Annotated in this window: 17 protein-coding genes and 4 tRNA genes; 12 read left to right on the forward strand and 9 right to left on the reverse strand. The window is 37.2% G+C overall.

The window, feature by feature from the left end:
- Positions 1-6: 6 nt before the first annotated feature.
- From DUT69_RS12810 to recR, 3 genes are read right to left on the reverse strand one after another with little or no spacing between them, the layout of a single operon-like run.
- Positions 7-822 (reverse strand): SDR family oxidoreductase, encoded by an 816-nt coding sequence (locus tag DUT69_RS12810; RefSeq protein WP_113653648.1) that lies wholly within the window; start codon positions 820-822, stop codon positions 7-9.
- Positions 819-1595: a phosphatidylinositol-specific phospholipase C/glycerophosphodiester phosphodiesterase family protein gene (locus tag DUT69_RS12815; RefSeq protein ID WP_113653649.1), complete on the reverse strand. Its 777-nt coding sequence runs from the start codon at positions 1593-1595 to the stop codon at positions 819-821. The genes DUT69_RS12810 and DUT69_RS12815 overlap by 4 nt, the downstream gene beginning before the upstream one ends.
- Before the next feature lie 6 nt (positions 1596-1601).
- Positions 1602-2219, reverse strand: coding sequence for a recombination mediator RecR (recR, locus tag DUT69_RS12820; RefSeq protein ID WP_113653650.1), 618 nt, complete (start codon positions 2217-2219; stop codon positions 1602-1604).
- 382 nt (positions 2220-2601) lie between these two features.
- Between recR and DUT69_RS12825 the strand changes: the two genes are divergently transcribed.
- From DUT69_RS12825 to DUT69_RS12835, 3 genes are all read left to right on the forward strand, one after another.
- A complete protein-coding gene (locus tag DUT69_RS12825; protein ID WP_113653651.1) occupies positions 2602-4110 on the forward strand; it encodes a sodium:solute symporter in 1509 nt (502 codons plus the stop codon).
- A 121-nt stretch (positions 4111-4231) separates the two neighbouring features.
- Entirely contained in the window at positions 4232-4939 is a 708-nt protein-coding gene (locus tag DUT69_RS12830) for an LOG family protein (RefSeq protein ID WP_113653652.1), read from the forward strand.
- A gap of 106 nt (positions 4940-5045) precedes the next feature.
- Positions 5046-5540 (forward strand): hypothetical protein, encoded by a 495-nt coding sequence (locus tag DUT69_RS12835; RefSeq protein ID WP_113653653.1) that lies wholly within the window; start codon positions 5046-5048, stop codon positions 5538-5540.
- Here the strand turns inward: DUT69_RS12835 and DUT69_RS12840 are convergent.
- Together DUT69_RS12840 and DUT69_RS12845 are read right to left on the reverse strand one after the other, a co-directional pair.
- Complete coding sequence (locus tag DUT69_RS12840) at positions 5537-6127, reverse strand: DUF502 domain-containing protein (RefSeq protein WP_205314271.1); 591 nt, start codon at positions 6125-6127, stop codon at positions 5537-5539. The genes DUT69_RS12835 and DUT69_RS12840 overlap by 4 nt on opposite strands.
- Positions 6128-6218: 91 nt before the next feature.
- The gene (locus DUT69_RS12845) at positions 6219-8690 is read right to left on the reverse strand and encodes a bifunctional UDP-N-acetylmuramoyl-tripeptide:D-alanyl-D-alanine ligase/alanine racemase (RefSeq protein ID WP_317047215.1); all 2472 of its coding nucleotides are present in this window, start codon (positions 8688-8690) and stop codon (positions 6219-6221) included.
- A gap of 55 nt (positions 8691-8745) precedes the next feature.
- Between DUT69_RS12845 and DUT69_RS12850 the strand changes: the two genes are divergently transcribed.
- The 5 genes from DUT69_RS12850 to DUT69_RS12870 all read left to right on the forward strand — a co-directional run bounded on the left by DUT69_RS12850 (position 8746) and on the right by DUT69_RS12870 (position 9835).
- Positions 8746-9234, forward strand: a complete 489-nt coding sequence (locus tag DUT69_RS12850) for a regulatory protein RecX (protein ID WP_113653656.1) — start codon at positions 8746-8748, stop codon at positions 9232-9234.
- 121 nt (positions 9235-9355) lie between these two features.
- Positions 9356-9428: transfer RNA gene (locus DUT69_RS12855), tRNA-Gly, on the forward strand.
- A gap of 54 nt (positions 9429-9482) precedes the next feature.
- A tRNA-Leu gene (locus DUT69_RS12860) sits at positions 9483-9567 on the forward strand.
- 16 nt (positions 9568-9583) lie between these two features.
- A tRNA-Gly gene (locus tag DUT69_RS12865) sits at positions 9584-9656 on the forward strand.
- A 94-nt stretch (positions 9657-9750) separates the two neighbouring features.
- Positions 9751-9835, forward strand: a tRNA-Leu gene (locus DUT69_RS12870).
- Positions 9836-9895: 60 nt separating this feature from the next.
- Here DUT69_RS12870 and DUT69_RS12875 read toward each other — a convergent pair.
- The 4 genes from DUT69_RS12875 to DUT69_RS12890 all read right to left on the reverse strand — a co-directional run bounded on the left by DUT69_RS12875 (position 9896) and on the right by DUT69_RS12890 (position 14083).
- Positions 9896-11317: a TolC family protein gene (locus DUT69_RS12875; protein ID WP_113653657.1), complete on the reverse strand. Its 1422-nt coding sequence runs from the start codon at positions 11315-11317 to the stop codon at positions 9896-9898.
- A gap of 10 nt (positions 11318-11327) precedes the next feature.
- Positions 11328-12680, reverse strand: a complete 1353-nt coding sequence (locus DUT69_RS12880) for an HlyD family secretion protein (protein ID WP_113653658.1) — start codon at positions 12678-12680, stop codon at positions 11328-11330.
- Positions 12673-13680 carry an ABC transporter transmembrane domain-containing protein gene (locus DUT69_RS12885; protein WP_113653659.1) on the reverse strand — a complete coding sequence of 336 codons (1008 nt, stop codon included), beginning with the start codon at positions 13678-13680 and terminating at the stop codon, positions 12673-12675. The genes DUT69_RS12880 and DUT69_RS12885 overlap by 8 nt, the downstream gene beginning before the upstream one ends.
- 67 nt (positions 13681-13747) lie before the next feature.
- Positions 13748-14083: a hypothetical protein gene (locus DUT69_RS12890; RefSeq protein ID WP_113653660.1), complete on the reverse strand. Its 336-nt coding sequence runs from the start codon at positions 14081-14083 to the stop codon at positions 13748-13750.
- Between the two features lie 223 nt (positions 14084-14306).
- Here DUT69_RS12890 and DUT69_RS12895 point away from each other — a divergent pair, with 223 nt between their 5' ends.
- The 4 genes from DUT69_RS12895 (at position 14307) to DUT69_RS12910 (ending at position 21693) form a co-directional block, all read left to right on the forward strand.
- On the forward strand, positions 14307-15038 hold the full coding sequence (locus tag DUT69_RS12895) for an ImuA family protein (RefSeq protein WP_113653661.1): 732 nt from the start codon (positions 14307-14309) through the stop codon (positions 15036-15038).
- Entirely contained in the window at positions 15038-16537 is a 1500-nt protein-coding gene (locus DUT69_RS12900; RefSeq protein WP_113653662.1) for a Y-family DNA polymerase, read from the forward strand. Before DUT69_RS12895 ends, DUT69_RS12900 begins: the two co-directional genes overlap by 1 nt.
- 4 nt (positions 16538-16541) lie before the next feature.
- Entirely contained in the window at positions 16542-19697 is a 3156-nt protein-coding gene (locus DUT69_RS12905; protein WP_113653663.1) for an error-prone DNA polymerase, read from the forward strand.
- A gap of 82 nt (positions 19698-19779) precedes the next feature.
- Complete coding sequence (locus DUT69_RS12910) at positions 19780-21693, forward strand: WD40/YVTN/BNR-like repeat-containing protein (protein WP_113653664.1); 1914 nt, start codon at positions 19780-19782, stop codon at positions 21691-21693.

A 21693-nucleotide genomic window follows, 5' to 3' on the forward strand; every position in this document is an offset into this window, starting at 1 on the left:
CTAATTCTATTTAATTAAAGGATTTTTCTCTTTAGCAAACAACTCAAAAACCTTTTTATCAGTAAATTTCGGAAACAACTTATTCATCCAAACGGCTAATTTACCCTGCCCGGTCATTATCAGAGTGCGTTTTCTGTTTAAAATGCCGTCGCTAATAATTTCAGCAACTTCTTCCGCACTCATCATTTTCCCTTCTTCCATACTTGTTTCTCCATGTACATTACCGTCTTTAGCTAAAGCCGCTACCCTAATGTTAGAAGTTGTAAAACCCGGGCAAGCTACCATTACATGCACACCCGTTTTAAGCAATTCGGTTCTCAAGGCTTCCATAAAACCATTCATCGCAAATTTAGATGAAGAATAACCCGTTCTACCCGGCAAACCTCGGTAGCCAGCGATAGAAGACACACCAACTATACTACCTTTGGTTTTTAAAATCTCTGGCAATGCATATTTTGTACAGTAAACCGTTCCCCAAAAATTAACGTCCATTAAGTTTTTTAGTACAGCTAAATCAAGGTCGTTAAAAAGTGCCCGCATAGAAAGCCCAGCATTGTTAATCAGCACATCTATTTTACCAAAAGTGATTAAAGTCTGCTTAATTAGCATCTCGCAATCCTCTTCCTTACTCACATCTGCCTGCACTGCCAAAGCTTTTACTGCATATTTCCGTTCTATTTCGGCCGTAATTTCGCAGAGGGTTACATATTGCCTTGCGCCTAAAACTACGTTTGCACCACGCTTGGCTAACTCTTCTGCCAATGCTTTACCAATGCCCGATGATGCACCGGTAATGATGATCACTTTTTCTTTAAAACTCATCTTTTAACTTTAAAATCCTTAATAGCATGTTTTACCCGTTCTACCTTGTCTGTATTTATAATATCAGCTCCTAGTTGCAGTTGATTTAGCCAACTATCCTCCGTATCTGGAGCGCCCCAAAAACGAACTGGTTTTTTGAGTTCCCTAGCTTGTTTTACTATCATTTCAAGCCTTTCCGAATCGCCTCGAGGAATATAACCACTTCCCTTCCATTTAGAGTAAACTGCAAAATTAGCACTGATCATGGTTATTCTTGCCAAATCATTTTTAGCATAGCTGATGTTTGGCAGTCCGTCAAAAAACAACCAATTAGGGTAAGTATGAAAAGTAGAGTCTGCCGGCCTGTTACCACTTATCACAATTTGAACAGCATATTTATTTTTACTTCGATTAAATACATTGCCATATTTTTCGATTTCTCTTTTTAAAACAGGATAAACTGCATTCCAATCGTTTTTTACATCAATCATTAAACTGAAAGTGTACTTTCTATTTGCACTTACCTTCCCATTATTTTTCTTAAAAAGAAAATTTATTGGATCCAGGTAAAGTTTGTTTAACGTATTTTTCGGATCAACTTCTTTTTTACTGTGCGCTACAATTAACGAATCCCCTATTAAAAAAATATCGGCTTCTATTTGGTCGGCTTGCGCTTCGTAAGCGCCAAAAAAAGGTTTACTCTGGGCATAATCGTTATGCGAATGCACTTTCGTTTGCGCAAAACTACTTATCGCAAAAAAAGTAAAAAAAGCGAAGTTGATAAATACTTTCATCGCAAGCTATCTCATAAATGAACCTTCGTACGGTACTCTGGTAATTATCGATCTGCCTAAAGTAATCTCATCGGCATATTCTAATTCGCCTCCAAAAGCTATACCTCTTGCAATTGTTGTAATGGGGATTTGAAATTCTTTTAATCTTTTATGCAAATAAAATAATGTTGTATCGCCTTCCATATTAGCACTTAAAGCCAAAATAATCTCTTTAATAGAGCCTGTTTGTACTCTTTGCACCAAACTATCTACAAATAAATCAGACGGACCAACCCCATCCATTGGCGATATTAAGCCACCTAAAACATGGTAAACTCCAAAATATTGATTGGTATTTTCTATTGCCATTACATCGCGTGTATCTTCTACAACGCAAATCGTTTCTTTATCTCGCTTTGCTGCGCTACAAATACTGCAGGTATGATGGTCTGATATGTTATGACATACATTACAGTGCTTAATTTCTTGCTTTAAACGTATTAACGTATTGCCAAAATGCGAAACTTCTTCCTGCTCTTTATTTAATAAATGTAACACTAGCCGTAATGCTGTTTTTTGGCCTACTCCCGGTAGTTTTGAAAACTCGTTTACCGCATCTTCGAGCAGTTGAGAAGAAAAGTTCATTTACAAAAATAGGTAAAATGCATGAATTTATTTGAAAAGCAAGCTAATTGTATTTTGGCACTGAAAGCCCCGCTATTGCCTATAGTCCTCGCTCGTTGCACTCGCTTGCGGGCTATTTGGCGCTATCGGGTTTATTAAACTAAAAGCAGTGCAATAAGTAAAATAGCCCCGACAAACACGAAAATACTTTTGCTCCTATTAACTCAAATGCTAGCACAAACCAAGCGCAAAAGATTGTAGTATTGGCGGGACAGCACAAAGCGAAGGATTACTTACGTTGCGCTTCGAAAAGAAATCTATCAAAATTTGCATGTTTAAATTTTACGGTTACGTTCTATAACATTCCAATCAAATTCTTACATTTAACAGCTAAATATAAATTATGAGTCCAACCATACTACTGTGTTTTTTAATTGGCTATTTTAGTTTGCTAATTATTATTGCGTTTGCAACTTCTAAAAACTCGTCAGATAATTCTACGTTTTTCTTGGCCAACAAAAATTCTAAATGGTACCTGGTTGCCTTCGGAATGATTGGCACTGCGCTTTCTGGCGTAACATTTATTTCGGTACCTGGAGAAGTTGGTGCGCCAAGTGGCAATCAATTTCAATACTTTCAGTTTGTACTGGGTAATGCAGTAGGTTTTTTAATTATTGCAACGGTTTTGCTTCCGCTCTATTACCGTATGAATTTAACTTCTATTTACGGCTACATTGAGCAACGGTTAGGGCATTACAGTTATAAAACCGCAGCATCTATCTTTTTGTTAAGTCGTACGTTGGGTTCTGCAACTAGGCTTTATCTTGTAGTTATTGTATTACAACGCTTTATATTTGATAGTTATAACGTACCGTTTTGGGCTACTGTTTTAATATCGTTAGGCTTAATCTGGTCTTATACCTTTAAAGGCGGCTTAAAAACCATTATAATTACCGATACCTTGCAAACTTTCTTTTTAGTTTTGTCGGTTTTTTTAACTATTTACTTTGTTTGCGACAGATTAGAATTAAGTATTCCGCAAGCCTTTGAAACCATCAAAAACAGCAGTTATTCGAAGGTATTTTTCTTTGAAGATTTTTTATCTAATAAGTTTCACTTAGGTAAACAATTTATAGGTGGTATTTTTGTAACCATTGCCATGACGGGTTTAGACCAAGATTTAATGCAGAAAAACCTAAGCATGAAAACCATTGGCGAGGCGCAAAAAAACATGTTTACCTTTACTGGTATTTTTGTAATCCTTAATATTTTCTTTTTAAGTGTAGGTGCGCTGCTTTATGTTTTTGCAACTAAAAATGGTATCGAGATTCCTTTAGATCATGTGAGCGGAAAGCCTAGAACAGATTTCTTGTTTCCTGAAATTGCCTTAAATTATTTAACCACCATACCTGCAATTGTTTTTATGTTGGGCTTAACGGCAGCAACTTTTGCCACTACAGATAGTGCCTTAACTGCGCTTACAACATCATTCTGTGTAGACTTTTTAGGAATGGGCAAAAAAGAAAATTTAGAGAAAAAAGATGCCGTTAAAAAAAGACACATGGTGCACATTGGCTTCTCTATATTAATGTTTTTGGTAATATTGGTAATCAATGCGTTAAACAGCTCGTCGGTAGTAAGCTTGATTTTCTTAATAGCATCTTACACTTATGGGCCACTTTTGGGGTTATACTCGTTTGGCTTATTTGTTAAAAAAAGAGACTTACATGATAAACTTGTGCCAATTGTTTGTGTTATATCTCCGATATTGTGTTACATATTTGCCACAAACAGTAAAGAATTATTAGGCGGCTATGTGTTTAGCGTAGAACTTATTTTGGTAAATGGTTTCATTACCTTTTTAGGTTTATTACTGATCAGCAAAAAAACAGATCGACAAACGAAGTTTTAAATTGTTTATTTGTTCAGTTGCTCATTCGTTCATTTGTGTTGGATGCTTAACAATTTTGCCCAATGAACCAATGATACTAAATGAACTAATGAGCCTTTATAAATAATATAGAATAAGAAAAATGACAAGTGAAGAAAAGATAAGAAGTGCCTTTACGAATAAAGATTGGCAAGAAATAAAAGTTACGGATAGCTGGCAGATTTTTAAAATCATGGCCGAATTTGTAGACGGATTTGAGAAATTGGCTAAGATTGGTCCTTGTGTGAGTATTTTCGGCTCTGCACGTACTGCAGAAACCAACCCTTATTATGAGATAGCAGTAGAGTGTGGCCGTTTATTAACAGACCGTGGTTATGGCGTAATTACTGGCGGTGGCCCAGGCATTATGGAAGCTGGCAACAAAGGTGCACATATGAATGGTGGTAAATCTGTGGGTTTAAATATCGATTTACCTTTTGAACAGTTCCACAATAAATACATCGACCATAATAAATTATTAGAGTTCGATTACTTTTTTATTAGAAAGGTAATGTTTATGAAGTATTCGCAGGGTTTTGTTGTATTGCCTGGCGGTATGGGAACAATGGATGAATTGTTTGAAGCAATTACGCTAATCCAAACGGGCAAAATTGCTCGTTTCCCAATTGTTTTGGTAGGCAAGGCTTACTGGGGAGGCTTAGTAGATTGGATTAAAAATGTGATGCTTGAAAAAGAACACAACATACATGCAGAAGATTTAAATTTATTTAGATTGGTAGACACTGCAGAAGAGGCCGCTGAACACATTTTTAGGTTCTACGACAAGTATGTGCTTAAACCAAACTTCTAAAAACTAAATTTAACCAGAGCCAGCAAACGCTGGCTTTTTTTATGCATTTACGTGGCTGTAACTTTTACCAACAAAATAACTCTAAATTTTGTTAAATGTGCAGATTATGGAAAAGCGCTTTATTTGGAATAAGGGATATTTTGATAGCAATTACCAGTTATTTAGCGAAGGTAAAATTGAGGCTAGTTTACAGTTTGACTCATGGAGAAATAATGCAAGAGGTATTGCTTTAAAACAGTCTATCTTTTTTAGAACCGAAGGATTCTTAAATCCGGTTACGAAAATTTTAAATGAAACGAATGATGTAATTGCAGTTGTTACTTATGACCAATGGCATGCAAAAGCTACTTTAACCCTGCAAAACAACGAGGTTTTTGCTTGGAGTTTTGGCGACGGATGGCTTTCTAGATGGAGTATTACAAACTTTAAAGACAAACAAACTTTCTATCAATCTAACACCACCAGTGGATCGGTACTTGCTAATAACGATGACGAAGTAATTCTAATTGCAGGTTTATTTATCAAAGAATTTTATACTCGAATACTGTTCTACCTAATGATTTTTACGATATTTATGGTTGTAATTGGTAAAGGAGCTTAAAAATTACTTACGCCACCACTAACTACCAATTTCATAGCATCTGAGGCACTCATGTTTAGCGGTTTTACTTTTTCTTTAGCCACTACATAAACCTGTCCGGCAAATGAGTAAGAGAAAGGAAAGTAAACAATTACCTCTCCGGGTAAATCTATTTTAGTTAAATCGTTCTGCGTAAGAAAACCGATACGTTTTAATCCACCTTCAGCTTCTACTAAAACAGGGTTATTAAATTTCTTCTCGTCACCTACAAATGCTTCTGTTAAGTCTTTTATAGAAGAAAAGATAAAATTCAAGAGTGGCAGTTTATTCATGGTTCTGTAAAACCAATTATACATAGGAGCAGTAACAAAATTTGTTACCACAAAACCTGCCAATAAAATTATAGCAACTACTAAAGCCAAACCTAAACCAGGTATATTTCTACTGGTGCCGGTTATTGGGTTTACACCAAGAATATTATTTACGTTTAACCAACTATCTACCGTAGTTACAGCCCAAATAACTATAAAAATACTTAATGCAATAGGCACTACAACTAGCAGACCTTTAATTAAGTAATTCACTATTATTTTTCCCAACTTATTCATGATGCGAAATTAGCTATTTTTTATCGACTTAGCTTTTGATATTTTTAGCAAAACCAATAAACCATTGAGCAAATGAACCATTGAACTGAAGCTATTCGTAAAAATAAACACGTTTTACTCGCTGAGATACGTTGGTTAAAATTTCGTAAGGAATAGTTCCAATTTGCCTTGCCAATTCTTCAATAGAATGTTTCTCGTCGAATACAATTACCTCGTCCCCTACTTTAATTTCTAAACCTGTAACGTCCAACATACACATATCCATACAAATTGAGCCAATTGTAGGCACCATTTTTCCATTAACAGCCATTTGGCCAACACCATTGCCAAACTTCCTACTGTAGCCATCTGCATAACCAATTTTAACGGTTGCTATTTTTCCGCCCATAGGCAAAACACCTAAGCGGTTATACCCAACCGACTCGCCAGCATTTAAGCTCTTTATTTGCGTAACAGTAGTTTTTAGTACCGCAACAGTTTGCAGGCTATTATTTGTTTCAATTACATTATCAAAACCATACAAACCAATTCCTAATCTTACCATATTAAATTGTGCATTATGCCAACGGCTTACGCCAGAAGTATTTAGCGCATGCTTAATTGGCTCATAACCTAACTTATCAGCAATTTTCGCATACATCTCAGTAAAATGTTGCAATTGTGTTTTTGTAAATTCATCATGTTGCGGATTATCGCTCGCTACCAAGTGCGTAAACACAGACATTATTTTTACCTTTTTTGTGTCAGACAATGCCGTTAATAGCTCCGTCAATTCCGATGCATCGAAACCTAATCGGTGCATGCCCGTATCTAACTTTAAATGAATAGGAAATTCGTCGTTTTCGGCTTGCAAAAAGTTTAAAAACCCCTTCAAAATATTAACGCTGTAAATTTCCGGTTCGAGTTTATATTTCACCAGTGCATCAAATGCCGAGGGTTCTGGGCTCATTACCATAATCGGCATGGTAATGCCACCTTTACGCAGAGCGATACCTTCATCGGCATAAGCAACTGCTAGATAATCCACTTTGTGATATTGTAGTAAATTAGCAATTTCGAAACTACCGCTGCCATAAGAAAAAGCCTTAACCATGGCCATGGTTTTGACATTTGGTTGCAATTTAGATCGATAGTATTGCAAATTATTGGCGAGTGCGTTTAGATTAATTTCCAGCACCGTATCGTGAATTTTTTGGGTAAGCAGTTTACTTATGCGCTCAAACTCAAACTTTCTAGCACCTTTTATTAAAATTGTTTCACTAGCAAAATGGATAGCTGGAAAATCCGCGATAAATGCTTGTGTATCGGCATAAAATGATTTCTCTAATTCAAATAAATCTGCCATTGCTGTAATATGAGGGCCCACTCCTATTAAACGATGAACGTTTTTATGTTTAATTAAAGATGCAACTTCGCCATATAAAATCGCCGCACTTTTACCAGACTCGTAAATATCAGAAAGGATTAAAGTTTTTTTAACATGCTGATTTTGAAGGTTCAAAAAATCTAATGCAATAGCCAAAGAAGAAATATCGGCGCTATAGGAGTCGTCAATTATAGAGCAATTTTCTATGCCGTTTATTAATTCTAAACGCATGCTAACTTGCGTAAGTTTTTCCAAACGCACATCTGCTTCTTCTGCAGAATAGCCTAACGCCAATAAAGTTGCCCAACATATAATACCGTTTTCTACCGATGCCATATCCACAAACGGCACTAAACACGATATTTCCTCACCTAAAAAAACTGCTCTGATATAGCTTTTCCCCTCAATAGGCTCTATAAACGTTACTTTTAAATCGGCGCTTTCGGTTAAGCTCCATGTAAATTTATTCTTACCAGGCAATTCAGCATTGCTTAAGCCATTTACATAAGTGGGCGAATAAATAAACAAATCACTATCAGCAAAAAGCTTTAGTTTCTCTTTTAGTTTTTCTATATGGCTTTCAAATCCTTCGGCATGTGCCTCACCTATGTTAGTTAAAATACCAATGCTAGGCTTAATAATTTGCGCCAACACTTCCATTTCGTTTGGCTTGGAAATTCCTGCTTCGAAAATACCTAAGCTGTGTAAGCTGTGTTCTGGGTTAATTTGCCAAACAGACAGAGGCACACCTATTTGAGAGTTAAAACTCTTCGGACTCCTTACAATATTAAAATCGGCTACCAACAATTGATAAAGCCATTCCTTAACAATAGTTTTCCCGTTGCTTCCGGTAATACCGATAACTTTTAAGTCGTTTTGCGCTCTCTTAAAACTTGCTAAATGTTGCAAAGCGATTAACACATCGTTTACCAAAAGGAAATTAGCCTCTAAATATTTTTCTGCGTATGCGGGATCTGAAACCACAAAATTTCTTATCCCATTTTCATAAGCATTTTTTATAAATTGATGTCCGTCTCTTTGAGCTTTAACAGCAAAAAACAACGAGTTTTTTGCATCTATCACTGTTCTACTATCTGTTAATAGTTTTGTAATTAGAACATTGGGCTGTGGTAAAAAAGATTTTGCATCTAATATTTCGGCAACCTTAGCGATAGAAAAACTTGTTGAACTCATCATTAATAAAATAAAATGCTTGTAGCTGTTATTTTTTTACGAATTTCAACAATTAATTATGAATAGCAATAAGGAAAAGACACCGATTTTAGATAAAAAAACAGCTTTGCTTAAAGCTGAAAGTTGGTGTGCCTACCAAGAGCGCTCGCAACAAGAAACGAGAAACAAACTTTACGATTGGGGTTTGTACCCTGCAGATGTAGAAGATATTATTACAACGCTTATTTTAACCAATTTTTTAAGCGAAGAAAGGTTTGCCTTTGCCTACGTTTCTGGAAAGGTAAACATTAAAAAGTGGGGGAAAATAAAAATTAAACAAGGCTTAAAACTTAAAAAAGTACCAGATAAGCTTATCCAAAAAGCACTAAACAGTGTAGATTACGATATTTACCTACAGAATTTGCAACGTTTGGCAGAGAAAAAACTGGCAATTTTAACCGAAAAAAATCCGCTGAAAAGAAAATATAAGCTCAATACCTACTTATTGAGCAAAGGTTACGAAATGGACTGCATAAACGAGGTATTGAAAACCAGCGAGTTATATTAAAAACGGCATTTTTATTAAAAATAACTTGATGTTTATTTAAAAGTATTTATATTTGCAAACCCAAACGGGAAACGGCTAACAGCCGATTGAATAACAGACGTTGGATAACGTTAACCAAAATGCGAAAGTAGCTCAGTTGGTAGAGCACGACCTTGCCAAGGTCGGGGTCGCGAGTTCGAATCTCGTCTTTCGCTCTAAATGCATTCATTACCAGGAAGCATTTATAAAATTAATCTCCTAGAGATTAGGCTCAGATGGTGGAACTGGTAGACACGCAGGACTTAAAATCCTGTGCCCTTAACAGGCGTGCGGGTTCGATTCCCGCTCTGAGTACAATACTAATACCAACGCGAAAGTAGCTCAGTTGGTAGAGCACGACCTTGCCAAGGTCGGGGTCGCGAGTTCGAATCTCGTCTTTCGCTCTAATGTCTTCCTTACCGAAGGCATTTATTTTTTATACTGTTGGCGGAGCTAATGGTATCTTGAAAGAGATTTCTTTGGAAACAAGCAAATTTTGCTCAGATGGTGGAACTGGTAGACACGCAGGACTTAAAATCCTGTGCCCTTAACAGGCGTGCGGGTTCGATTCCCGCTCTGAGTACGTACAAATCAAAACAAAAAAGCCTTTCAGAAATGAAAGGCTTTTTTGTTTGTAAGCTAGTTACCTCCTGGTACCAGCTTTATAGTACAACTCGGCTAACGTTTGCTGATAGCCGGCAATCATTTCTATTCTTTTAATTTTCATGTCAATCAATTTGGTTTCGCGGGCATTGATTAGAAATAAGGTGCTCTCTCCTAATTCAAATTTAGAAGATTCTCCTTGTAGCAATACTTCCTGATTGGCGATACTTTTAACTTGTATACCTAATTGTTCGCTATAAGTATCTAATTTATTGTAACTCGCCACCACCGTATTTCTAATTTCTCGACCAGACTGTTGCAAATCGTACTGCAATTCTAATTGTTTAATCTTTACCTCTCTTAGCTTACCGCGTTCCGATCTTAAAAACAACGGAAAAGCAAATTCTAACCCAACTTTGTAATTCCCCGTATTAAAATCATAACGATCAGGTACAAAACCAGAAAAACTCGTTCTACTAGATAAAAGTGAACCCGCAATATTAATTTTAGGTTTCAGCATCTCTGCACGGTAAGATCTTTCTATAGCTAATTGTTCGCCTTTAGCACGCAGTTTTACCAACTCCGGATGTTCTTGCAAGGCAAATCCCAACAAGCTATCTAACAATTGCTTTTCTGGCTTTAATATCAATTGGGCAACTTGTGGTGGCCTAGCGTTTTCTGGCAATTCTAAAGGTTGTGCCTCTTTATTCCATAAATGATTAGATAAAGTTAGCCTAGCGTTCATTAGATCAATCTTTAGCTTTTCAAATTGAATTAGCCTATCCTGAACCGTAATTGCTGCCTCTACCGAATCGATAGTTGCCTTGTCGCCTAGCGCACTTTGCCTACTTATGGCTCTAAACCTGGTTTGTGCCAAATCTACGCCTTCACTAATTAATCTAAATTGATGATAAGTCTCGTACCAATCCCAGTAATCCTGCACAATTTCGAACCAAAGGGCATTTATTTGTTTTACACGCTCTGCCTCGGCATAGTTTACCATTATTTTTGCCTGCCTTAATGTATTACGCCTAGCATCAATCAAAAATCCTTGCCCAAGGGGGATATTAATTCCTATTCCCGCAAGTCCGGCTCTAGAAGTTCTTGTCTCCGGATTGGTATAATCTCCAACATTTCTATCGTATCCAATTTTTAAATCGGCCCCGGCCAACCAAAGTGGGATTTTAAGTTCGCTATCCCAACGGTTATAATATTCGCTTTCGCCAAAAACTTTCCTATTAAAGCCGGCCTTTAGCAAAGGATCGAAATAACCTAAGGATTGCATCACATTTGCCCTTGCCGATTCGCTAAGCAAGGCTGCCTGTTTTATTATTGGATGATTTTGAAAAACGATTTCTTGCAAATCCCCTAATAGAAAAGTATTTGCCGTGTCGGCAACAGCTTGTGCATGAGCATTTCTTAGAAAGAACAGACAGCAAATTGCCAATAATAATTGTTTCATGCTTATTCTATTAATTCTTTTCTTCTTTTGGCTCTCTTTCTAAACTAGGAGGAAAACCATTTAACTGACGCCAAATCTCATACCATACCGGAACCGAATTAAGGATAACCCTGCCGAACACACCCGACCCTTGTCGCAGTTGCGTAGGCCAAGGTTCGTCATTTGCTGGTACTGGGGTCATTTGCCTTACTAAAACCCTGTATTTACCATCTGCACTAGCGGCCCTGTCTGTAGAAAAGACTTGGCCGGCAAAAGTTCCAACAGCCACCGAAGGCCAACCAGAAAACTGTACCGAAGGCCAACCTTCGAACTGTACACGCACATTTTTATTATTTTCTATCAGTGGCACATCCATGGCATCTACATAAATTTCTGCTGCAACCAAAGGGTTTTTGGGTTGCAAAGTTGCTATAGACTCTCCATCTTTAATATTTTCGCCCAAACCTGCTTTTAAGGTTTTAATAATATAACCATCTTGTGGCGCCCTTACCGCATAAAGCCCCTGCCTAAAACCAACATTTGCAATCTCGTTTCTAAGCTTCGCGATATCACCCTGTGCACTTGCTTTACCAGATAAGGCAGATCCCATATCAGATTGCGCCTTTGCCAACGACTCCTGGTATTTAGCACGAATATTATCCAATTCGATACGAGCATTAAGCAAGCCTTGTTTAGAACTGTTCAGTTTATTTTCTTGCGCAATCAATTTAGCCTGATCGTTCTGTACATTCAGCCTTCGGGTTTCAATATCCGTTAGCGAAAAAAGACCATCTTTAAAACCCTGCTCGTAACGCTCTAGCCGAGCTTGGCTAACGCGAAAAAGCTGTTTTACGGCTACTAAATCTGCGCTATCGCTTTGCACATAGTTTATGCTTTGTTGCACCTTATTTTCGGCCGAAATCAATTGAAATTGCAAACCGCGATTTAATGCCCCAATTTGTGCCTGGGTTGCGGTCATCTTTTGCGCAGCTGCTTGCTCACTTCCACGTTTTGCTTCAAGCTGTTCTTGCAAACGCTCAGAAAGTTGTGGATCAAAATAAGATTGGCTGGTTTCGGATATCAATAGGATAGTATCTCCTTTTTTAACCTCTTGACCTTCGCTTACAAACCATCCCTCTATTCTTCCACCTATTTGATTCTGTATAGTTTGTGGTCGGTCTTGAGGCCGTAGCGCCGTTACCTTCCCCCTACCTGGTATAGTTTGTTTCCAAGGGAGAAATAGTACACCTAATGATAAAAGAAAAACAATGAGCACAATACGCTCAATCATTAAAATTTTACGCACACGCAATAAAGAACTACCGGTTTTTTCTCCTAAGTTTTCCCAGTTTTTTTTATGGTTGATAGCATTATGTTTAGCCATAACTTGCCTCCTCCTCTTCGTTTAGTTCCATATCGGTTACCACCGCCAGTTTCTCGGCACTGGTAACCATATCAAAAATCGTATTCATATTAGTTAGCAATTTTTCTACTGCATAACTAATCTGTACCACAATAACTTCGGCAGCCACAAACTGCCCAAAGGTCATCTGTCTTTCTATTACAAAATAAGCACCCATTAAAAGCAACGCACCCATTAAAATAGCACGAATAATTACTGAGCTGGCAAAAAATTTACGTAGTACTTTAAAATGGCTAGTTCTCGCTTTAAGATATTTAGAAGTAATCTCATCAGTCGTTTCCATTGCTTCCTTCATTTTAGATTTATCTCCACGATATACTTCTAAATTATCTGCCAATGTTTCTAAGTAAGCCACTACCTGATATTTCTGGTTGGATTCTTCTATGCTCGTAGTTACCGCATCTTTATAGTAGAGTGCAACAACTATAACCAATACTAACGCTATAAAAACACCAAATACAATATAAACCGGATGGTAAAATGAAAGTAAAATGGCGCTAAAGAAGATAAGTACCGCTGCCGAAACAATCTCTACCACCAACTTGGTTAATCCCTTTTGTATAGTAAGGATATCAAAAAATCTATTTACCAACTCTGGCGGATGCTCTCCAGTAAGTTCTGATTTTTTAATGCGTGGTAAACGGTAAGCAAATTCTAGCGATGTACGAGCAAATATTTTTTGCTCTACCAACTCTACCAAAGTAAGTTGCCCAATTAGCAAAAGGCCACCAATTAAGATACCAATTAGCACCACCGCAATAAGTATATAAGTAGAACTGTACATGGCACCATTGCTTAATAGATTAAAAATGGCCGTAACGCCTAATGGCAAAGTAAGTCCAAGCAATCCGATAAGTATTGCATAAAATAGAATATAATTAATAGAAGATCGTTCGTAATGTAGAATACCTACCAAACGTTGCCACGGCCTTAAAGCCGGCATATCATGATTATTACCCACGATTAGATATTAAGAAGTTAATAAATGTAAATAAACGTAATTTTGGTTTGCGTAAGCAAATAACGTGCTAAGAAATTTTTGGAGGCTGAATTGGGATAGCTATCAGCGGTTCTAACAAAGCTGCCATTAGGTAAGCTCGCTCTGCAGCACCCCAAGCTATTGTATATTTAGAAGCAGTTGAGGGAATTTCCATCGCTTGAACGTCCCAGTTTTTCTTTGCTTTTCTATTTTTTTTTTCGTCGCTGTCGTTTTTTTCTTTTTCCATTTGCTGGTCGTCTTCCAAGCATTGGAAAAAACATGAAAACTTACCACTTATTTCTACGCTTGCCTTTATGCCGAAGCCTAAAAACAATACCGTGCCAAGTAAGCCAACCACAAATCTAATTCTAAAAAACGCAATCATCCAATTGCAAATATAGTTTAGAGAATCTAACTAACAGCGCCTAAAAACCTATCGGAATGCAATTTAAATGCATTTTACAAACAACTGACTTCTATATTAAAAGCAGATTAGAAATTATATAAAAATTACTTGTCAATACTTCGCCTCTTCAAAAACTGTTGAAAAAATTTAAAACAAAAAGCTAATTTATTTAGTAATATTGCTAATTAATTTAGTTTTAGTTATGCAAAAGATCTTTCGTGAAAATATTATTGAGCAACTAAGGCAACAGATTAATGCTTTAGAAGGACATAAACAAATCCCCGATAAGAGTTCAAAAAAAGCTGATCTAAACTTTTTAGATGCTTACTTCCCAAATCAGGTTTTTCCTACTGGCGTGATACACGAGTTTTTAAGCGAGGAGACCGAAAACCTAGCTTGCACCACAGCGTTTATTAGTGGTTTATTATCTAAAACAAATGCTAAAAACAGCTTTTATATATGGATAGGAAACCAAAAAAAAATATTTCCAGCAGGACTAAAACTGTTTGGAATTGAGCCACATCAAATTATTTTCATCAATCTTGCCAAACAAAAAGATATCCTCTGGGCTACAGAAGAAGCTTTAAAATGTAAAAGTATACAGGCCGTAATCAGCGAATTGGACAGTATCAGTTTTGCACAATCTCAACGATTACAACTAACCATAGAAAAAAGCAAAGTAACTGCTTATATTCTGCGTACCAACAATAACATCAATTCTACTACTTGTGCAGTTCGCTGGCAAATTAGCGCAATAAAAAGTTATAATAATGATGTTGACATGCCGGGAATAGGATTTCCGAGTTGGAAAATAGATTTACTGAAAATCAGAAACGGCAATCCGAAAAGTTTTAATGTAGGATGGTTAAACGGGCAGTTTATTAATACAGAACCTGCTAAAATAGAAACAACTATACTTAAGGTGGTAGGATAATGGGGAAAAGATTTTTAGCAATATGGTTTCCTTACCTAATTACCGATTGGATGGTTATTCGCAATCAGGAATTAAAGCATATTCCTTTTGCAGTAATTACTCAAGAGCGCAATAGGCAAATTATTGTACATGTTAACCCCCTTGCACGCCAACACGGTTTACATGTAGGTATGTTAATGGCCGATGCACGTATTATATTACCAGATTTGCAGACTTTTAAGCACAATCCTCAAACACAGCACAAACTCTTAAACGAACTAGCCCAACGCTGTATAAAATATTCTCCGCAGGTAAGTATAGATGAGGCACAAGGCTTATTTTTAAACATTGTTGGCTGTACACATTTGTGGAATGATGAATATCACTATGTAAAGGATACCATATTCCATTTTAAAGAAATGGGCTACGAGGCTAAAGTATGTATAGCAGACACCATGACTACCGCTTGGGCTGTTACGCATTACGGAAAGGAACAGATAATAGCACCAACTAAACAAATGCAGGCTATACTATCATTGCCACCAAAGGCTTTGAGGTTAAGTGAGGTTATAGTGCAAAGATTAGGCAAACTAGGATTTCATACCATAAATAGCTTTATTAATATTGCACCCAGCACCTTGCGTAGGCGTTTTGGAGATGAAATTGTTAAAAAAATTAATCAAGCTATGGGTACCCAACCCGAAAGCTTTATTACGATTGACGAAATAAATCCTTACCAACAAAGACTGCCCAGCTTGGAGCCTATTAGCACTAATAAGGGCGTAGAAATTGCTATTGAAAATTTGCTAGAACATTTGTGCTTACGATTAAAAAAAGAAGATTTAGGTATTAGAAGCGCAACTTTAAAGTGTTATAGGGTTGATGGGAAACTACAACAGATTAGCATAGGTACTAATCAGGCTAGTATCAACATCAAACATCTTTTTAGATTATTCGAGCTAAAAATAAACCAAATAAAGCCTGGTTTAGGTATTGAACTTTTTGTTTTAGAGGCAGACAATGTGGAGGAACTAATGCAAGAGCAAAAAGTTATTTGGCAAGAGCAAGGAGAATCGAGCTTAAGTGAAATTAATGAACTATTGGATTTCATCAGCATTAGAGCCGGAAAAAATGCAATTAGAAGGTATCTTCCACAACAGCACCATTGGCCAGAAAACAGTATTAAAGCCATTGCCGATCTTAACCTACTACCTGAAAACGAGTGGCCTATTTGTAAACCTCGGCCAACGGTTTTGTTAAATCAGCCAGAGCCTATTATGGTTTCTGCACCCATACCAGATTATCCGCCCATGAACTTTATTTACAAGGGAGAAAATCATCGCATTGCGAAGGCTGACGGACCAGAGAGAATTGAACGCGAATGGTGGCTGGAAAGTGGCGAGCACAGGGATTATTATTATGTAGAGGATGAAAATGGCAAACGTTATTGGCTGTTTAGACTGGGGCATTACAGCGAAAAAAGTAGCACCAAATGGTTTATTCATGGATTTTTTGCTTAAATAAATGTTATACGCAGAATTACAGACTACCAGCAACTTTAGTTTTTTACGTGGCGCATCGCACCCAGAAGAGCTTATGAAGCAAGCCGCTTTATTGGGTTATCATAAAATTGCGGTTACAGATAGGAATACGCTAGCTGGAATTGTTCGTGCGCATGCCGAAGCAAAAAAACATCATATCAAATTTATTCCGGCTTGTAGGTTAGATTTATTAGATGGCCCATCCCTATTGGCTTATCCGATTAATAAAAACGGCTACTGCAATTTATCAGCTTTGCTTAGTTTAGGAAACAGCAGGGCAGAAAAAGGGCAATGCCACATTAACCAACAAGATGTTTGGGAGCATAAAACCGATTTAATTTTTATCGCGATAGCGCCAAGCCAATTAAATGAAAACTACCACTTTGATGACGAGTTTAAAACTTACTTAAAAACATACAAAAAACAGCTTGGCAAACAATTGTATTTAGCCATTTGTAAAAGTTACACCGGTGCAGATCAGAAAAAAATGTATCGATTGGCTCAATTAGCTAAACAGCTTGATATTAAACTAGTTGCCACCAATGATGTGCATTACCACGAAAGCCAACGCAGACAATTACAAGATGTGCTAACATGTGTAAGAGAAAAATGCACGATACATAATGCTGGTTTTAGGTTGCACGAAAATGCCGAACGACATTTAAAAACCGGCGAAGAGATGCATAGGCTTTTTATGCAATATCCAGAGGCCATTGAAGAGGCCATAAACATTGCTAATGCTTGCACTTTTTCTTTAGATGAGCTGGAATATGTTTACCCAGATGAGCTTACTACCGATGGCAGAACGCCACAAGAAGAGCTTAAACATTTAGCGTGGGAAGGCGCAAGAAAAAAATTTGGCGAACCTGTTCCAAGCAAAATAATTTACACACTTAATTACGAGCTTGATTTTGTGGAGAGAAAAAATTATGCATCCTACTTTTTAACGGTGCATGATTTTGTACGTTTTGCCCGCAGTAAAGATATACTTTGCCAAGGGCGAGGTTCGGCAGCCAACTCTGTAATTTGCTTTTGCTTAGGCATTACCTCTGTAGATCCGACCAAATTTAAGCTCCTTTTTGCCCGATTTATGTCTGATGCCAGAAACGAACCGCCAGATATTGATGTAGACTTTGAGCATGAGCGCAGAGAGGAAGTAATGCAATACATTTTTAGCAAATATGGCAGAGACCGTGCTGCCATTGTGGCTACCGTTACGCAATTGCACAGCAAGGGTGCGGTTAGAGATGTAGGCAAAGCAATGGGTTTATCTGTAGACACCATCAATCTATTATCGAATACAGTTGGACATTATTTTGAAGAAGGTTTTGATAGAGAAAGATTAATAGCCAATGGCTTAAATCCAGACAACCCTTTGCTAAGGCAAACTTTAAATTTAACGGCGCAAATGGTGGGTTTCCCGAGGCAATTGGGGCAACATACGGGTGGTTTTGTAATTACCCAGGGCAAACTATCAGACCTCTGCCCTACACTAAACGCCAGAATGGAAAACCGTACTTGTATAGAATGGAACAAAGACGATATTGAAGCTTTAGGTTTTATGAAGGTAGATGTATTGGCTTTGGGCATGCTGACTTGCATTAAAAAGGCCTTTAATTTGGCCAAAGAACATTATCAGCTTGATTTAACCTTGGATAATATCCCTCAAAAAGATGAAGTTTACGATATGATTTGCGAGGCTGATACTTTAGGTGTTTTCCAGATAGAAAGCCGAGCGCAAATGTCTATGCTACCGCGATTAAAACCCCGAAAATTTTACGATTTGGTAATTGAAGTAGCTATAGTTCGTCCCGGGCCAATACAAGGAAATATGGTTCATCCTTATTTAAGGCGACGCGAAGAAAAGGAAAATGTAGTTTATCCTTCTAAAGAATTAGAACAAATTTTAGAAAAAACTAAAGGTGTACCACTATTTCAAGAGCAAGCGATGGAAGTTGCTATCGTTGCAGCAGGTTTTACAGATGCAGATGCAGATGGTTTACGACGAAGTATGGCCAGTTTTAAAGCTAAAGGAAAGGTAAGCGAATACGAAAGAAAACTGATTGATGGCATGCTAGCAAAAGGTTACGATGAAGGTTTTGCTCGACAAATCTTTAGGCAACTAGAAGGTTTTGGAAGTTATGGTTTCCCAGAAAGCCATGCTGCAAGTTTTGCCTTATTGGTTTATGTATCAAGCTGGCTAAAGTGTTTTCACCCCGATATTTTTGCCACAGCACTTTTAAACAGTTTGCCCATGGGATTTTACCAACCTGCACAAATTGTTATAGATGCGCAAAAACATGGTGTAGAGGTGCTGCCTATAGATGTAAATCATTCTATGTGGGATAATGTTTTTGAAGGCAAAAAAGGCAAGTATTACACAATTAGATTGGGTTTTAGGCAAGCAAAAGGTTTAGTACAGGAAGACATAAACAAATTGGTAAACTATAGAAAGCCAACATTTACCAGCCTAACGCAACTACGTGATGCCGGAATACAACAATCAACCATAGAAAAATTAGCAGATGCTGATGCTTTTAGATCGATGGGCATGGACAGACGAGAAGCTTTATGGCAAGCCAGCGCTCTTAACGATAGGCCAATTGCACTGTTTAAAGATAAAGTAGCCGACAACAGTGCACATGAGGCTCAAATCTCCTTACCATTTTTGCCAACTTCGGCACATGTTTTACAAGATTACGCCAATGTTGGCTTATCCTTAAAAGCCCATCCGGTAAGTTTTGTTAGAGCAGAACTCAATCTGTTAAAGATTACTAGCAACCAACAAGTTAACGAGGCCAAAAATGGCGAAAGCATAAAAGTAGCTGGATTGATTTTAGTAAGACAAAGGCCCGGAACAGCAAGTGGCGTATGTTTTATTACACTCGAAGACGAAACTGGCATAACCAATTTAGTGGTTTACGGAACTCTGTTTAAGAAATACCGGAAGGAAATTTTAGGCTCAAAATTGTTAATGGCCGAAGGTAAAGTGCAACGCGAAGGTAAGGTGGTACATGTTGTAGTAGAACGCTGCTACAACTACAATAAATTACTGCAACAACTTAATGGCGTTAAAGCCCGTAACATTCCACCAACTATGGATGAAAAGGTTTTTCATGATGGCAGGAATTTTAAGTAAATGACAGCTACCAATTTTTCGATGTTAAACTTTGTTAATATTATAATGATTAAAAATTATATCAGCTATTTTCAAAATAGATATGAAAACAGCTACGTTTCCAAAACCTTTCCCGTCTGAGAAAATAAAAAAAATTAAAGCATTTAAAGTCAAGCTATTTGCAGTTCTTTTAATTATTGTGCTTCAATTAGGGTGTAAAAACGAAACAAGATGGGAGAAAATGCCCGCTCCCTTTGCATCTTCCATCAGAAGCTTTGCCGACAAGGAAAATATATGGTACGTTGGTACATCGTCAGGAATCTACAGATCATCAGATAGTGGTAATAATTGGCAAGAAAGTGGTTTAAAAGGAAAGGTTGTCGACAATATTTTCGTAACTGCATCCGGATCAATATTAGCTGGTGTTTACCGATCTGGTTTATACCAATCAGTAGATAACGGAAATAGCTGGAATAGAATAGGTTTTGCAAAAAATGTTTACCTGTATTCAATTGTACAAAACAAGCAGGGGAAGTTATTCCTTTCGGCATCTTTTGCGAGCGAAGATGCACCCAAAACCAAAACTGGCATTTTTGTTTCCAACGATGACGGCATTTCTTGGGAACAAACTAACTTAACGGATGCTGATATTATTAATTTATGTATAACTGAAAAAGGTACCCTTATCGCATCAAGCATTAACAAAACTTATTTATCAAAGGATGACGGCAAAACCTGGCAAATAGGCGGAAAAGGTTTGCCGGAAACTTTACCAATATCTGCCATAACTTCAATTAACGATATACTTTTTGCATCTCTTGGTAATCGCCAGGAAGAAGCTGGCAAAATAAGAGGTGGCGTATATAAATCAACGGACGAAGGTAAAACCTGGGCAAAAACTGACAGCGGAATCGATCTAAGCTCTCCTATCAGCGGTTTATGTTTTGTTAATAATGAACTTATCGCATCTGCAGGTTTTGAGCAAAAGAATGGATATGTGGGATTATATAAATCTATAGATAGTGGCAAAAACTGGTTTAAATATGCTTTAGAAAATTCTTTTTGCAGGTTCATAAAACAAACTGAAAATGGCAAAATCCTGATAGGAACAAACAGCGAAGCACTTTTTGCATCGGCTATGCCTTTTAAAAATTTTACGCAAATAGGCAGAGGAATAACTAACTGGGAAACATTTAGGATAACTGGAAATGGAAAAGAATTGTTCGTTGCCGGAAACGGAATTTGGCAATTCAATAAAAAAAAGTATGAATGGGAACTGATAAAAAAAAGCAACAGTATAGATTTGGCTATAACGGCAGATGATAGATTACTGGTTTTTGAAAACAACCAAATCCTACGCTCAGATAAACAAAAAATTAAATGGCAATTGGTAAAAACCATAACAGGAGATTATGCTTTATTTAAAGTTTTAACCGAAAAACTGATTGTAGCTGGCATAGCAGGAAACGGAGCTTGGCATTCTACCGATCAAGGTTTAACATGGACAAAGTATAACCTAAAAGGTTTTGAAAACGCATATATGCGTACCGCTGGTTTAAGCAACAAAGGAACATTATTTTTAAGCGGAATACTGGAAAGTGCAAAAACTTTTAGATCGGTAGACAACGGCAAATCTTTTACAGCAATTAAAGCTATAGATTCATTAGAAGTATGGGATTTCGCAACAACCGACAAAGCAATTTATATAGCAACTTATGCCAAAGGAATTTACAAATCTGTTGATGATGGACTTAGTTGGACGCCAATAAACAAAGGTTTAAAAACTGAGAAAGAGTACGTTACCGCTACCTCAACAATTGCTATAGACGATAAAAATCTTGTATGCTCAACGTTGGGTAAAGGCTTATTTATTTCTAAAGATGCGGGCGCAACCTGGAAAAACTTTAATGAAGGGATTGCTGATGAAAATTTCTGGACCTTGTGTTATAATCATAAAACGAAATCCATTGCATCAGCAAGCCCATCTGGTATTCATAGAACTACTTTAAACCTATAA

The organism is Pedobacter namyangjuensis, from assembly GCF_003313325.1.
GTDB lineage: Bacteria > Bacteroidota > Bacteroidia > Sphingobacteriales > Sphingobacteriaceae > Pedobacter > Pedobacter namyangjuensis.